Here is a 14,182-nt window from a genome sequence, read left to right as displayed (position 1 = left end):
GGCCGTGGGTGGGGTGGGGGGGGCGGGGGCCGGCCCCGCGCGCCCCCCCCCCCCCCCACCGCCCGCGTGGCGGGGGGGGGGCGGCGCCGCCCCCCCCCCCCCCCCCCCCCCCCCCCCCCGCTCGCATGCTGCCCGCGTCAGCCCGTCCACTCCACAGCCGCGTCCAGCAGCCAGTCCGTCAGATAACCGGCGAAGGACGAACGGACCAGCACCCAGAACCCGGCCCTGGGGTCGTCACGGGCGACCAGGACGACCTGGGTGCGGCCCAGGTTGGTCTGGGCGCAGCGACCCGGGCCGAAGACCCGCGGGTGAAGATCCAGCGAGCAGCCGTGGGCCAGCACGTCGCGGGCCCGGGGGCCCGCGACGAGAAGCGTGGTGCGCTGAGCCGAGACATCGATGACGGACACGGGCTCGTCGCCCGCGGCCTCACGGATCCGGCTCTCCAGGTCGTGTTGACTGCCCGGCGGGCCCACCAGGAGCCACTCGTCGGGGCCGAGCCACAGCGCGGTCAGCTCACCGGCGCGGACGGCTGTGTCGGGTTCGACGGGAAGTGGGAGGCCGAGCGCCAGCCCCACGGCGTCCGCCGCCGCTCCCTTGGGGTCGAGACGCACATTGATCTGGGTCAGGAAGGGCAGTTCCGCCAGCCGGATCGCGCCCCCGGAGGTGCGGGTCGCGGCGGCCAGCCGGTCGGCGGCATGCGACAGGGGGCTGCGGAGCGGGGTGGTAACGGCGGTGTCAGCCATCGCGGCGGGCTCCCTCGGGGTCGTAGAGGACGGGGCTCGCGACGGTCACCGGGACCAGCCGGTCGCCCACGGAGGCATAGAGTCGCTCACCGATGCGGTCCCGGCCGCCCTTGACCAGGGCGAGGGCGAAGGTCCGGCCGAGGGCCGCGCTGCGGTAGCTGGACGTGACGTGTCCGAGCATCGGGACGGGCGGCGCGGGCAGCACGCTGCCGACGACCAGGTGCGTGCCTTCGGGGAGGAACGTGCCAGGTTCCTCCGCAAGCAGCCCGACCAGGTGCTTGCGGTCGGGGCGGGCGGTGTCGGCGCGGGCGTAGGACCGCTTGCCGATGAAGTCCCGCTTCTTCTTCGACACCACCCAGCTCATGCCGAGGTCCTGCGGCGTGACGGTGCCGTCGGTGTCCTGGCCGACGATCGGATAGCCCTTCTCCGCGCGCAGGACGTGCATGGTCTCCGTGCCGTACGGGGTGATGCCGTACGGGGCTCCGGCCTCGTACAGCGCCTCCCACAGGGCGAGGGCCTCCCACGGTGACACGTTGATCTCGTAGGCGAGTTCGCCGGAGAAGCTGATCCGGCACACGCGCGCGTCGATACCGGCGACGGTCGTCTCACGCCACGCCATGAACGGGAAGTCCTCGTTCGCGACGGCGAGTCGAGGCGCGAGCGAGCCGAGGACGTCGCGGGAGCGCGGGCCGACCAGGGCGACGGTGGCCCACTGCTCGGTCACCGACGTGCAGTGGACCCGCAGTTCGGGCCACTCCGTCTGGAGCCACTCCTCCATCCAGTCCAGCACGGCGGCGGCGTTGCCCGTCGTGGTGGTGACCAGGTAGCGGTCCTGGTCGAGGCGGATGACGGTGCCGTCGTCGAAGACCATCCCGTCCGGGCGGCACATCACGCCGTAGCGGATCATGCCGACCTTCAGAGTGCTCATCATGTTGGTGTAGAGCAGGTCGAGGAAGACTCCGGCGTCCGGACCCTGGACGTCGATCTTGCCGAGGGTGGAGGCGTCCATGAAGGCGACACCCTCGCGGGCGGCGGCGCACTCGCGCAGTACGGCCGTCTCCATGTCCTCGCCGTCCTGCGGGTAGTACCAGGGGCGCTTCCACTGGCCGACGTTCTCGAACAGGGCGCCGTGCGCGACATGCCACTCGTGCAGGGCGGTGGTGCGGATCGGGTCGAGCAGGGCACCACGGTCGCGGCCGGCGAGGGCAGCGAAGGAGACGGGGGTGTACGGCGGCCGGAACGTGGTCGTGCCGAGCGCGGAGATGTCCACGCCGAGCAGTTCCGCGACGACGCCGCTGGCCAGGACGCCGGAGGTCTTGCCCTGGTCGTTCGCCGTGCCGGCCGTGGTGTAGCGCTTGGTGTGCTCGACGGAGCGCATGCCGGCACCGGTCGCCCGGGCCAGGTCGTCGACGGTGACGTCGCGTTGCAGGTCGACGAAGCGCGGGGCGCCTTCCCGGCCCGGGACGGTGAAGACCCGCATGGACGGTGTCTGCGGCGGTGTGGCCACCTGTGGCAGGTGGGCCTCCCCTGGGGTGTAGCCCTCGGCCTCGAGCGCGCGGGCTCCGGCGGCCGCTCCTTGCGCGAGGATCCGGGCCAGGTCGAAGACACCGCTCGCGGCGCCCGCGACCTCGACCGCCTGACGGCAGGTGTCGGGGACGAACGTGCCGAGTTCCTCGTCGTAGCGGAGCTTGCCTCCCGCCTGGCTGAACAGGTGCGCCACCGGGTTCCAGCCGCCGGAGACCAGGAGCAGGTCGGCGGCGAACTCCCGCTGGCCCGCCGACTGTTCGTACGGGGCGACGGTCACGGAGGTGAGCCGGGAGGCGCCTTCCGTGGCGGTGACGGCGTGTCCCGTCAGCACCTCGATTCCCGCCTGCCGGGCACGCTCCGCCCACTCCCCCGGCTCGGTGCGGGTGTCGACGACGGCCTCGATGGCCACGCCGGCCGCCGCGAGGTCCATGGCCGCCGCGTAGGCGCTGTCGTTGGTGGTGAAGACGACCGCGTGGCGACCGGGCAGGACGCCGTGGCGGTTGGCGTAGACGCGGGCCGAGGCGGCCAGCATCACGCCGGGGCGGTCGTTGTCCGCGAAGGCCAGCGAGCGTTCGTGCGCACCGGTGGCGAGGACGACGCGGCGGGCGCGGATGCGCCAGACGCGTTCGCGGGAGACGTTCTCCGGGGCCTCGGCGCCCAGGTGGTTGGTGCGGCGCTCCACGGCGAGCAGGTGGTTGTCGTCGTAGTAGCCGAAGACGGTGGTGCGGCGCAGGACGTGGACGTCGGGGGCGGCGTCGAGCCGGGAGGTCGTCTCGGCCACCCAGTCGAGGTGTTCGCCGGTGCCGAGGAGGCTGCCGCCGGGTTCCGGCTGGTCGTCGGCGAGGATGACGCGGGCACCTGATCGGGCGGCGGCTGCCGCCGCGGCGAGGCCGGCCGGGCCCGCGCCCACGACCAGGAGGTCGCAGTGGGTGTGTACGGCGTCGTAGCGGGCCGGGTCCGGTTCGGTGGCGAGTCGGCCCTGGCCGGGGAGGCTGGTCGCGACGAGGCCGTCGTAGAGCTCGACGGTGGTGGCGGGGAGCATGGGCTCGGGGAACGGGGCCTCGATCTGGATGACCGCGTTGGGTTCCTCGACGCCGGCCGAGAAGATGCCACGTGGGCGGCCCAGCTTGATGCTGGTGCCGGTCTGGATGACTCCGTTGGCGAGGAGGGCGGAGGCGAGGGTGTCGCCCTTGTAGCCCTGGTATTCGGTGCCGTCGAAGGTGAAGGTGATCAGGGTGTCGCGGTGGATTCGGCCGCGGGTGAGGTGGCGGAACGGCTGGGTTGATTCGCCCCCGCCGCCCTTACCTGTCCCATCCTGAAGGGGCTCTGCCCCTTCCACCCCGCTGGGGGCTGCGCCCCAAGGCCCCCCTTCGGCCTGGACGGCCTCGTCCTCAAGCGCCGGACGGGCTGGTGGTGCCGGGGTCGGCTGGAAGGTGGCCGGGCTCGGCTCGAGAGCGCCCGCCCGTCGTTCAACCGTTCCCGGGCGCTCTTCCCCCGCCCGGTACACCGTCAGGATCTCGTTCGTCGACGTGTCCCGCACCGCGTTGAACCAGCGGCGGCAGCCCGCCGCATGGCTCCAGCGCTCGGCGAAGGGGCCCCTCGGATTGTCGCGGAAGAAGAGGTAGCGGGCCCACTCCTCGTCGGTGAGGGAGGACGGGTCCTGCGGGTACGGCACATGGGCCTGGCCGCCGTAGTGGAACTCGGCCTCGTCGCGGGGCCCGCACCACGGGCAGGGGATCAGCAGCATGGGTCGGCTCCCTGATGGTCCTAGTGGGCGACCGCGGCCGCGCCGTGCTCGTCGACGAGCGCGCCGGTGGTGAAACGGTCGAGCGAGAAGGGGGCGTTCAGCGGATGCGGTGTGTCGTGGGCGATGGTGTGGGCGTAGACCCAGCCCACGCCGGGGGTGGCCTTGAAGCCGCCGGTTCCCCAGCCGCAGTTGAGGTAGAGGTTGTCGACCGGGCTGAGGCCGATGATCGGTGAGGCGTCGGGACTGACGTCGACGATGCCGCCCCAGGTACGCAGGACGTGGGCGCGCGCGAAGACCGGGAAGAGCTCCAGGGCCGCCGACATCTGCTCTTCGATGATGTGGAAGGCGCCGCGCTGGGTGTAGGAGTTGTACGCGTCGATGCCCGCGCCCATCACCAGCTCGCCCTTGTGCGCCTGGCTGACGTACACGTGGACGGCGTTGGACATGACGACCGTCGGGTGCACCGGCTCCAGCAGCTCCGACACCAGGGCCTGCAAGGGGTGGCTCTGGACGGGGAGTTCGACGCCCGCCATGGCCGCCAGGACCGAGGTGTGGCCCGCCGAGCAGAGCGCGACCTTGCCCGCCGCGATCGGGCCGCGGGTGGTCTGGACCCCCACCACCCGGTTGCCGACGACGTCGAGGCCGGTGACCTCGCAGTTCTGGATGATGTCGATCCCGGCGGCGTCGGCGGAGCGGGCGAGGCCCCACGCCACGTGGTCGTGTTTGGCGATGCCCGCGCGCGGCTGGTAGGTCGCGCCCAGGACCGGATAGCGCACGTCCGGGGAGATGTTGACGATCGGGCAGACTTCCTTGACGCCGTCCGCGTCGAGCCACTCGGCGTCCACGCCGTTGAGGCGGTTCGCCTCGACTCGGCGCACGCTGTCGCGGACGTCCTGGAGGCTGTGGGCGAGGTTGAGCACGCCGCGCTGGGAGAACAGGATCGGGTAGTCGAGCTCGTCCGCCAGGCCCTCCCACAGCTTGAGCGCGTGCTCGTAGATGCCGGCGCTCTCGTCCCACAGGTAGTTGGAGCGGATGATCGTGGTGTTGCGGGCCATGTTGCCGCCCGCCAGCCAGCCCTTCTCCAGCACGGCGACGTTGGTGATGCCGTGGTTCTTCGCCAGGTAGTGGGCGGTGGCCAGGCCGTGTCCGCCGCCGCCCACGACGACGACGTCGTACGAGCGCTTCGGCTCGGGGTTGCGCCACAGCCAGTCGGGGTGTTCGGGGAGCTCGGCGCCTGGGGTGCGGGGGCTCATCGGGCGTCTCCGTCTTCGGACAGGTGCGGGTAGAGCGGGTGCTTGGCGGCCAGGGCCTCCGTGCGGGCGCGCAGGGCGGGCACGTCCGGCTCCGGCTGGAGGGCGAGCGCGATCACGTCCGCCACCTCGGCGAAGTCCGCCTCGGTGAAGCCGCGGGTGGCCAGTGCCGGGGTGCCGATGCGCAGGCCCGAGGTGACCATGGGCGGGCGCGGGTCGAAGGGCACGGCGTTGCGGTTGACGGTGATGCCGACCTCGTGGAGCAGGTCCTCGGCCTGCCGGCCGTCGAGCTCCGAGTCGCGCAGGTCGACCAGGACCAGGTGGACGTCCGTGCCTCCGGTCAGGACCTTCACCCCGGCCGCCGCCGCGTCGGGCCGGGTGAGGCGTTCGGCGAGGATGCGGGAGCCGGCGAGCGTGCGGGCCTGGCGTTCGGCGAACTCCGGTGACGCGGCGACCTTGAACGACACCGCCTTCGCGGCGATGACGTGCTCCAGGGGGCCGCCCTGCATGCCGGGGAAGACCGCAGAGTTGATCTTCTTGGCGAGGTCGGCCTCGTTGGTGAGGATGACGCCGCCGCGCGGGCCGCCGAGTGTCTTGTGCGTCGTGGTGGTCGTGACGTGGGCGTGCGGTACGGGGTTGGGGTGCAGGCCCGCCGCCACCAGTCCCGCGAAGTGCGCCATGTCGACCATGAGCAGGGCGCCCACCTCGTCGGCGATCCGGCGGAAGGCCGCGAAGTCCAGCTGCCTCGGGTACGCCGACCAGCCCGCGATGATCATCTTGGGGCGGTGCTCCTTGGCGAGCCGCTCGACCTCGTCCATGTCGACGAGGTTGTCCGCCTCGGACACGTGGTACGGCACGACATTGAGCATCTTGCCGCTGTAGTTGATCCGCATGCCGTGGGTGAGGTGCCCGCCGTGCGCGAGGTCGAGGCCGAGGACGGTGTCGCCGGGCTGGAGCAGGGCGAAGAAGACGGCGGTGTTCGCCTGGGCGCCCGAGTGCGGCTGCACGTTGGCGAAGCCCGCGCCGAAGAGGGACTTGATCCGCTCGATGGCCAGCCGCTCGATGACGTCGACGTGTTCACAGCCGCCGTAGTAGCGGCGGCCCGGGTAGCCCTCGGCGTACTTGTTGGTCGCGACCGAGCCCTGGGCCTCCATCACGGCGGAGGGCGCGAAGTTCTCGGAGGCGATCATCTCCAGGGTGGACTGCTGGCGGTGCAGTTCGGCGCGGAGCGCGGCCTGGACCTCGGGGTCCAGCTCCGCCAGGGGGGTGTTCAGCGCGTTCATACGGCGTTCGCGTTCCTCTCGGCGGCCTCGACGACATTGGCGAGCAGCATGGCCCGGGTCATGGGGCCCACGCCCCCGGGCATCGGCGCCAGCCATCCGGCGACCTGGGCGGCGTCCGGGTGGATGTCACCGACCAGCCCCTGGTCGGTTCGGGTGATACCTACATCGAGGACGGCCGCGCCGGGGCGCAGCATGTCCTTGGTGATCAGTCCGGGCGAGCCGGCGGCCGCGACGACGATGTCCGCCTCGCGTACGTGCCAGGCCAGGCCCTTGGTACCGGTGTGGCAGAGGGTGACGGTGGCGTTCTCGGACCTGCGGGTGAGAAGGAGTCCGATGGGCCGTCCGACGGTGATGCCCCGGCCGATCACGCACACGCGCGCTCCGGCGAGGGGTACGTCGTGGCGGCGGAGCAGTTCGACGATGCCCCGCGGGGTGCACGGCAGCGGGGCCTCGACGCCGAGGACGAGCCGGCCGAGGTTGACGGGGTGCAGTCCGTCGGCGTCCTTGGCCGGGTCCATGCGTTCCAGTACGGCATTGGCGTCGAGGTGGCGCGGCAGCGGGAGCTGGACGATGTAGCCGGTGCAGGCAGGGTCGGCGTTGAGTTCGTCGATCGTCTCCTCGACCTGCTGCTGCGAGGCGTCGGCGGGCAGTTCCCGGCGAATGGAGGCGATGCCGACCTGGGCGCAGTCGCGGTGCTTGCCGCCGACGTAGGCGTGGCTACCGGGGTCGTCGCCGACCAGGACGGTACCCAGGCCCGGTGCACGACCCGTGGTGGCGGCCAGCTTGGCCACGCGCTCGGTGAGTTCGCGGCGGATGGTGGCGGCAGTGGCCTTGCCGTCGAGCAATTGTGCGGTGGTCACCGGCGGTGTTCCTTCCCTGCGGTCAGCCACGGAGGCGGGACATGGTCGGGTCGAACAGGGGCTCCTCGGCGACCACGGCTTCGACGGACTGGTCGAAGTAGCCGATGTGCACAGTCGTGCCGGGGGAGGTGAGTTCCGTGGGCAGCCAGGAGTAGGCGATGCCCTTGCCGATCGTGTAGCCGTACGCGGCACTCGTGACGTACCCGACCGCACAGTCACCGTCGTACACCGGCTCCTTGCCCATCACGACCGCCCGCGGGTCGTCGATCGTGAGGCAGGTCAGCTTCCGCCGTACGTCGGCCTTGCGGCGCTCCAACGCCGCCTTGCCGATGAAGTCGTCCTTGTCGAGCTTGACGGCGAATCCGACGCCGGCCTCGTAGGGGTCGTGCTCGTAGGTCATGTCCGTGCCGAAGGAGCGGTAGCCCTTCTCCAGGCGGAGGCTGTTGAAGGCGCCTCGCCCGGCCGCGATGCCGCCGAGCGGCTCGGCCGCCTGCCAGAGGGTGTCCCACAGTTTCTGGCCCAGGTCGGCGGTGGTGTACAGCTCCCAGCCGAGTTCGCCGACGTAGGACAGGCGCATCGCGGTGACGGGGACGGAGCCGATGTGGGCGTGCTTGGCGCGGAAGTACTTCAGGCCACTCGCCGAGAAGTCGGCGTCGGTGAGCGGCTGGAGGACGTCGCGGGCGCGCGGGCCCCACAGGCCGATGCAGCAGGTGCCGGGGGTGATGTCGCGGACCTGGACCGTGCCGTCGGCGGGGAGGTGGCGGGTGAACCAGTCGAGGTCCAGGTTGCCGTTGGCGCCGACCTGGAAGCGGTCGGGGGCCAGCCGGGCGACGGTGATGTCGCTGCGGATGCCGCCGTCGTGGTCCAGGAGCAGGGTGTACGTCACCGAGCCGACGGACTTGGCGACCTTGCCGGTGCACAGCCGCTCCAGGAACTCGCCGGCACCGCGCCCGCTGACCTCGAGCCGCTTGAGGGCCGTCATGTCGTACATCGCGACGGTCTCACGGGTGGTCTGGGCCTCGGCGGCGACGATGGGCGACCAGTACTGCGCGGCCCAGTCGTTGGGCGTGACGATGGAACGGCCCTCGACCAGGCCCGCGTTGGCCTCGTACCACTGGGGGCGCTCCCAGCCGTTCGCCTCCAGGAAGAAAGCGCCCAGCTCCTGCTGGCGGGTGTGGAACGGGCTCGTGCGGATCGGGCGCGGGTCCCCCGACGGCTGGAGGGGGTGGAGGATGTCGTAGACCTCGACGAAGTTCTGGCAGTCGCGGGCCAGCACGTATTCCGGCGAGAGCTGGTGCGGCTCGAAGCGGTTGACGTCGCACTCGTGCAGGTCGAACGAGGAGCAGTAGCCGTCGACCAGCCACTCGGCCATGGCCCGTCCGACGCCCGCGGAGTGGGTGACCCAGACGGCCTCGGCGACCCAGAAGCCCTTGACGTCCGGGGATTCGCCGAGCAGCGGCAGGCCGTCGGTGGTGAAGGAGAACAGGCCGTTGATGCCCTCTTCGACCTTGGCGTCCTTCGTCGCGGGAAGCAGCGACTGGGTCTCGCTCCAGGCCTCCTCGAAGTCCTCCTCGGTGAACTTCAGGACGGACGGCATCTCGTCGGCCTCGTCCACGGAGAGGATGTCGTCGGCCGAGATCGGCATCGGGCGGTGACCGTAGTAGCCGATGCCCAGGCCGTCGAAGCGGTCGCGGTAGTAGAGGTCGGCGTCCTGGTGGCGCAGGATCGGGCGGACCGCCTCCTGCGTCTGGCCCGCCAGGGCCGGTACCGGGCCCGTCCAGGCGAGCTGGTGGGCGAGCGGCGTGAGCGGGAGGTTCATGCCGACCATGCGGGCGATCTTCGGACCCCAGATGCCGGCGCAGCACACGACGATGTCGGCGGGGATCTCACCCTGGTCGGTGAGGACGCCGGTCACCTCGCCGTCGGCCCGCTGGACATCGAGGACTTCGTGACGGGCGAGGAAGCGCACGCCGCGCTCGGTGGCCCGGCGGATCTGCGCCTCGACGGCGAGGACCGCCTTCGCGAGGCCGTCCGTGGGCACGAGGAGGCCGGCGAGGACCTTGTCCGGGTTGACGAGCGGGTGCTGTTCGACGCACTCCTCGGTGCTCAGCAGCCGGGACTCGATGCCCCAGGAGGCGAGCCAGCCGTGGCGCCGCTGCAGTTCCGTGACGCGCTCCGGGGTGGTCGCCACCTCCAGGCCGCCGACCTGCAGGAAGCAGGGCTGACCGTCCACGTCGAGCGAGCAGAACTTCTCGACGGTGTAACGGGCCATCTCCGTCATGGTCTTGGAGGGGTTGGTCTGGAAGACCAGGCCCGGGGCGTGCGACGACGATCCCCCGGTGGCGGGCAGTGGGCCCTGGTCGACCACGGTCACTTCGGTCCAGCCTCGCGCGGAGATCTCATCGGCGAGCGCTGCTCCCACGACGCCCGCTCCGATGATGACCACCCGGGGTCCCGCCATCGCCGCACCTCCGACGTTGAAAGCGATCCAGTTGCTGTGTGCGCAACAGGGTTCAGGTTGCGCAACTCAATGTGCCCGCCGTGGACAGGCGTGTCAAGGGGTCCGCGACGCCGGAAAAACCCCCGGGAGCGGCAGGGAGGAATCACCGGAAAACGACGAGGCCCGGCAGGCTGAGGACACAGCCTGCCGGGCCCTTCCGGCGGGGTTCACCAGGGCAGTCGTGCGCGCTACTTGATCCAGGCGTCGACCTTGTCGCGGTTGGCCTCGACCCACTTCTTCGCCGCGGCCTCGGGCGCCATCTTGTCCACCGCGATGTACTTGGCCACGGTGTTCTGGTCGTCGTTCGTCCAGGTGAAGTTCTTCACCAAGTTATAGGCCGGGCTGCCCGACTTGGCGAACTTGGCACTGACGATCTTGTCGAGCTTGTACACCGGGTAGTCGCAGGCGACCTTCTCGGCGTCGGCGTCGCAGCCTTCCTTGTACTCGGGCAGGCTGACCTTCTTCAACGGCACCTCGGACAGGAACCACTGCGGCTCGTAGAAGTAGCCGATCACCCATTCCTTGTTCTTCTCGGCGTTGCGGTACGCCTGGATGAGCGCGGTCTCGCTGCCCGCGTACACCACCTTGAAGTCCAGCTTGAGGTTCTTCACCAGCGCCTCGTCGTTGGTGACGTACGAGGGGTCGCCGTCGAGGAGCTGTCCCTTTCCGCCCGACTCCGAGGTCTTGAACTTCGACGCGTACTTGTTCAGGTTCTTCCATTCCAAGATGTCCGGGTGCGCCTTGGCCAGCCACGGCGGTACGTACCAGCCGATGAGGCCCTCGTTGCCGGTCGGGCCCGCGTCGACGGCGGTCTTCTGCTGGGTGATGTACTTCTTCTTCAGATCGTCGTGGCCCCAGTTCTCGACGACGGCGTCGACCTCGCCCGTCCCGAAGCCCTGCCAGGCGATCTCCTCCTTCAGGTCCTTCTGCTCGACCTTGCAGCCGAGGTCGTGCTCGGCGACGTACGCGAGGACCGCAGCGTTCGCCTCGTAGCCCACCCAGGGGTTGATCGCAAGGTTGAAGGTGCCGCATTTGCCCGAGCTGCCCGAGCCGCCGGCGCTGTCGTCGCCGACCTTCGCGCCGCCGCAGGCCGTGAGGGTGAGGCCGAGGACGGCCAGGCCGGCCGCGCCGACTCTCCAGTGTCGTGCCATGGTGTGGTGCTCCTTATGCGCCGGCGCGGCGAGCCGCTGCCTGAGTGATCCGGTCGAACATGACTCCGAGCAGGACGATGGCGAGTCCCGCCGCGAGTCCCTTGCCGTACAGCTGTCCCTGCGAGAACCCGGCCACGACGTCGTAGCCGAGAGCACCCGCGCCCACCAGGCCGCCCACGACGACCATGGACAGCACATAGATCAGGCCCTGGTTGGTCGCGAGGGTCAGGGCGCCCCGCGACATGGGCAGTTGGACCTTGGTGATGATCTGCCAGGTGTTGCACCCGGTGGACGTCGCCGCCTCCACGGTGGTCTCGGGCACGGCCCGCACCCCGTCGGCGATGATCTTGATGGCGACCGGCGCCGCGTAGACGACGGCGGCCACGATGGCCGTGAACCGTGTCGCGCCGAACAGCGCGAGGAACGGCACGAGATAGACGAACGGCGGCATGACCTGGGCCGCGTCCAGGGAGGGCCTCAGCAGCCGGTCCACGAGCGCGCTGCGTCCCATCCACACGCCGAGGGCGACGCCGAGCAGCATCACCAGCACCGTCGCCACCGCGGTGGACGCCAGCGTCGTCATGGCGTCCGACCAGACACCGGTGGCGACCAGCAGGCCCACGCACACGACGGTGGTGGCCCCGGCGCGCCAGCCGCCGAGCACCGTGCCGACCGCGACGAGAGCGGCGCCGACGAGCCACCACGGGGAGTCGGTCAGCAGGGTCTGGAACGGATTGAGCAGGCCGTTGGTGAGGGCGTCACGGAAGGCGTTGGTCAGGCCCGACAGATTGTCCTGTGCCCAGGTGGTCACATCGTCCGCCGTCCTGGCGATGCCGCTGCCGAGGCCGCCCGCGCCGGGGAACTCGGCCGCCCATATATATGTGTGCGACAGATACACCAGCACCGCCGCCACCACCGCGCCTGCCGCGAGCAGCTGCCGCCGCCACTTGAGGAAGGGACTGTCCGAGCCCCGGGCCGTCTCCGCCCGGCCGCTGGCCGCGGTGGTGACCCGGTCCAGCACGATGGCCATGACGACGATGGCGAGACCGGCGTTGAAGGCCGTGCCGACGTCCAGCGACTGCAGGGCCTGGATGACGGTCGCGCCAAGGCCGGGCGCGTTGATCAGGGCCGCGATGGTCACCATGGCCAGGGCGGCCATGATGGTCTGGTTGATGCCCATCACCACGGTCCGCTTGGACATCGGCAGCAGGACCTTCAGCAGAGCCTGCCGCCGCGTCGCGCCCATCGAGTCCGCCGCCTCTACCGTGGCCTGCGGTACGGAGCGGATGGCGTGCGCCGTGATACGGATCGCCGGTGGTGCCGCGTAGATCGTGGTGGCGATCGTGGCGGAGGCGGGACCGATCAGGAAGAACAGGGTCAGCGGCGCCAGGTAAACGAAGGTCGGCATCGTCTGCATGAAGTCCAGGAACGGCGTCACGATCCGGTTGACCCGGTCCGACAACCCGGCCCACACACCCAGGGGGATGGCGAACAGCAGCGCCACGAAGACCGCGGAGACGGTCAGCGCCAGGGTGTCCATGCTCTCCTGCCAGAGCCCTTGCAGGCCGAGGAAGGTGAAGCCGGCCACGGCCAGCAGCGCGACCCGCCAGTTGCCCATGGCCCAGGAGACGTAGCCGACGACGCCGACGACTCCGAGCCAGCCGATCTGCGGAACCGGGCGGCCCGCGGTCGGCTGCGAGATCAGATCCTGCACGAAGGTCACCAGGGAGTCGATGACCAGGCGGATCTCGTTGAAGAAGTACAGGAAGAGCGGGTTGGAGTTGCGGTTGGCTCCGATCGAGTCGTTGACGTCGTTGAACCACCGGTGCAGATCGGTCAGGTCGGCCGCGGCCAGGGACAGGGTCTGCTTGCCGCGCAGCACGGCGAAGAGCACCAGCCAGACCAGCAGGATCCCGGCCACCACCACGGCGCGGTTGACCGTGCGCACGCGCCGGGCGGGAGCGGGCGGCTCCACGGTCCCGGTCTTCTCCGGCTTCTCCATCACGACGGTCATCACGCGTCGCCTTCCTGCCCGGCGACCACCGCGAGTATCTCCTCGTCACCGACGATGCCGAGCAGCTTGCCGTCCTCCACGACCTTGACCGGCTTCTCGGCCGCGAGCACCGCCCGCGTGGCCTCCTTCACCACGACGTCCGGGCCGAGCTCGGGACCGTCCAGGGGGTCGCCGGGCTCCGCCGGGCGCATGATCCACCGCAGGGTCAGTACGTCACCGCGGGGCACGTCCCTGACGAAGTCGCGTACGTAGTCGTCGGCCGGGGCCCCGACCAGTTCGTCGCCGGTTCCGCACTGGACCATCCTGCCGTCGCGCATGATGAGGATGCGGTCGCCCAGCCGCAGCGCCTCCGACAGATCGTGGGTGATGAACACCATCGTCTTGCCGACCTCGTGATGCAGCCGGACGACCTCGTTCTGCATGTCACGGCGGATCAGCGGGTCGAGCGCGGAGAACGGCTCGTCGAAGAGGAGTATGTCCGGGTCGCCGGCCAGCGCGCGGGCGAGACCCACGCGTTGCTGCATACCCCCGGAGAGCTGGTCGGGGTAGGAGCTTTCGTACCCGGAGAGCCCGACGAGTTCGACGACCTCCAGCGCCCGTCTCGTCCGCTCGGCCCGGCTCATGCCGCGGATCTCCAGACCGAACGCCACGTTTTCGACGACCCGGCGGTGCGGCAGCAGTCCGAAGTGCTGGAAAACCATGGAGAACTTGCTGCGGCGCAGTTCGCGCAGGCGGCCCGCGTCCGCGTCGCGGATGTTCTCGCCCTCGAAGAGGATCTCGCCGGCGGTGGGTTCGATGAGCCGGGTCAGACAGCGCACCAGGGTGGACTTGCCGGAGCCGGACAGGCCCATGACGACGAACACCTCGCCGGGCGAGACCTCGAAGTCCACGTCGCGCACGGCGGCGGTGCATCCGGTGCGGTCCATCAGTTCGCGGCGGGTGAGCCCGCGCAGTTCCTCGGAGCCCGGTACCTGGTCCGCCTTCGGCCCGAACACCTTCCACAGCTCGCGTACGGATATGACCGGGTCGGGTGCCGAGTCCTGGGGCGTACCGCGGCGCTGCGGCACCTCGGTCGTTGCTGGGGTCATGTTCGACCTCTTTTCGGCG

The 14,182-nt window shown here is 70.6% G+C and carries 9 protein-coding genes; all 9 read right to left on the bottom strand.

Features of this window, described 5'->3' with window-relative positions; all coding sequences use genetic code 11:
- Positions 1–137: 137 nt before the first annotated feature.
- Complete coding sequence (locus ACIBNA_RS40555; RefSeq protein ID WP_399170314.1) at positions 138–743, bottom strand: sarcosine oxidase subunit gamma; 606 nt, start codon at positions 741–743, stop codon at positions 138–140.
- Complete coding sequence (locus ACIBNA_RS40550; protein WP_399170313.1) at positions 736–4,017, bottom strand: sarcosine oxidase subunit alpha family protein; 3,282 nt, start codon at positions 4,015–4,017, stop codon at positions 736–738. The genes ACIBNA_RS40555 and ACIBNA_RS40550 overlap by 8 nt, the downstream gene beginning before the upstream one ends.
- 20 nt (positions 4,018–4,037) lie before the next feature.
- Complete coding sequence (locus ACIBNA_RS40545; protein ID WP_184991999.1) at positions 4,038–5,270, bottom strand: sarcosine oxidase subunit beta family protein; 1,233 nt, start codon at positions 5,268–5,270, stop codon at positions 4,038–4,040.
- Positions 5,267–6,550 (bottom strand): serine hydroxymethyltransferase, encoded by a 1,284-nt coding sequence (glyA, locus tag ACIBNA_RS40540; RefSeq protein WP_399170312.1) that lies wholly within the window; start codon positions 6,548–6,550, stop codon positions 5,267–5,269. The genes ACIBNA_RS40545 and glyA overlap by 4 nt, the downstream gene beginning before the upstream one ends.
- Positions 6,547–7,410, bottom strand: a complete 864-nt coding sequence (locus ACIBNA_RS40535; protein WP_399170311.1) for a bifunctional methylenetetrahydrofolate dehydrogenase/methenyltetrahydrofolate cyclohydrolase — start codon at positions 7,408–7,410, stop codon at positions 6,547–6,549. The genes glyA and ACIBNA_RS40535 overlap by 4 nt, the downstream gene beginning before the upstream one ends.
- A gap of 22 nt (positions 7,411–7,432) precedes the next feature.
- Positions 7,433–9,871 carry an FAD-dependent oxidoreductase gene (locus tag ACIBNA_RS40530; protein WP_399170309.1) on the bottom strand — a complete coding sequence of 813 codons (2,439 nt, stop codon included), beginning with the start codon at positions 9,869–9,871 and terminating at the stop codon, positions 7,433–7,435.
- A 227-nt stretch (positions 9,872–10,098) separates the two neighbouring features.
- Positions 10,099–11,061 (bottom strand): ABC transporter substrate-binding protein, encoded by a 963-nt coding sequence (locus ACIBNA_RS40525; RefSeq protein WP_399170308.1) that lies wholly within the window; start codon positions 11,059–11,061, stop codon positions 10,099–10,101.
- A 13-nt stretch (positions 11,062–11,074) separates the two neighbouring features.
- On the bottom strand, positions 11,075–13,075 hold the full coding sequence (locus tag ACIBNA_RS40520; RefSeq protein ID WP_399170307.1) for an ABC transporter permease: 2,001 nt from the start codon (positions 13,073–13,075) through the stop codon (positions 11,075–11,077).
- Positions 13,075–14,163: a glycine betaine/L-proline ABC transporter ATP-binding protein gene (locus ACIBNA_RS40515; protein ID WP_399170305.1), complete on the bottom strand. Its 1,089-nt coding sequence runs from the start codon at positions 14,161–14,163 to the stop codon at positions 13,075–13,077. Before ACIBNA_RS40515 ends, ACIBNA_RS40520 begins: the two co-directional genes overlap by 1 nt.
- Positions 14,164–14,182 lie beyond the last annotated feature (19 nt).

It is taken from the genome of Streptomyces sp. NPDC050164 (assembly GCF_044459945.1).
In the GTDB taxonomy this organism is placed as follows: Bacteria; Actinomycetota; Actinomycetes; order Streptomycetales; family Streptomycetaceae; genus Streptomyces; species Streptomyces coeruleorubidus_A.
Note: the sequence above shows the minus strand (reverse complement) of the source record. Positions and strands in the feature narration are given on the sequence as shown.

Bases quoted from the DNA above. Each gene is read 5' to 3' on its own strand.
- ACIBNA_RS40550 (WP_399170313.1), bottom strand. From the start codon at position 4,017: ATGCTGCTGATCCCCTGCCCGTGGTGCGGGCCCCGCGACGAGGCCGAG.
- ACIBNA_RS40525 (WP_399170308.1), bottom strand. From the start codon at position 11,061: ATGGCACGACACTGGAGAGTCGGCGCGGCCGGCCTGGCCGTCCTCGGC.
- ACIBNA_RS40530 (WP_399170309.1), bottom strand. From the start codon at position 9,871: ATGGCGGGACCCCGGGTGGTCATCATCGGAGCGGGCGTCGTGGGAGCA.
- ACIBNA_RS40545 (WP_184991999.1), bottom strand. From the start codon at position 5,270: ATGAGCCCCCGCACCCCAGGCGCCGAGCTCCCCGAACACCCCGACTGG.
- glyA (WP_399170312.1), bottom strand. From the start codon at position 6,550: ATGAACGCGCTGAACACCCCCCTGGCGGAGCTGGACCCCGAGGTCCAG.
- ACIBNA_RS40555 (WP_399170314.1), bottom strand. From the start codon at position 743: ATGGCTGACACCGCCGTTACCACCCCGCTCCGCAGCCCCCTGTCGCAT.
- ACIBNA_RS40520 (WP_399170307.1), bottom strand. From the start codon at position 13,075: ATGACCGTCGTGATGGAGAAGCCGGAGAAGACCGGGACCGTGGAGCCG.
- ACIBNA_RS40515 (WP_399170305.1), bottom strand. From the start codon at position 14,163: ATGACCCCAGCAACGACCGAGGTGCCGCAGCGCCGCGGTACGCCCCAG.